Genomic DNA, 558 nt, shown 5'->3' on the forward strand with positions numbered 1-558 from the left:
GCCAGGCCCCGCGGCGTGCGCTCGCACACCAGTGCGGCCACGCCCTGCCGCCGCGCGAAGTCCAGGCCGTCCTGCGGGCCCAGCACGGTGATGACGGTGGCCAGCGCGTCGGCTTGCATGCACTCGGCATGCAGCACCGTCACGCTCGCCAGCGCGTGGTGCACGGGCTCCCCGGTGCGCGGATCGATGGTGTGGGAATAGCGGCGGCCCGAATGGTCGAACGCATGCCAGAGGTCGCCCGAGGTGGCCACCGCCATGCCCTGGAGCACCAGCGCGCGCGGTGCATGGCCCGCGGGATCGGCCACGGCCACGCGCCAGGGCTGCCCATCCGGCCGGCGGCCGCTGGCACGCAGCTCGCCACCCACCTCCACCAGAAAATCGGTCCAGCCCTGCGCCTGCAGATGCTGCGCCACGCAGTCCACCGCATAGCCCTTGGCGATGCCGCTCAGATCGAGCTGCGCGCCACCCGGCTGCCGGGCCTGGCGGCGCGCAGGCTGCAACGCGATGCGGCCATGGCCCACGCGGGCCCGTGCATCGCTCAGGGCCTGGGGCGATGGG

Annotated in this window: 1 protein-coding gene; it reads right to left on the minus strand. The window is 74.4% G+C overall.

Features of this window, described 5'->3' with window-relative positions; all coding sequences use genetic code 11:
• A partial coding sequence (locus AC27IO_RS25275; RefSeq protein WP_498741351.1) for an FAD:protein FMN transferase occupies nucleotides 1-558 on the minus strand: 558 nt, incomplete at both ends.

Source organism: Acidovorax sp. KNOB132 (genome assembly GCF_057541515.1).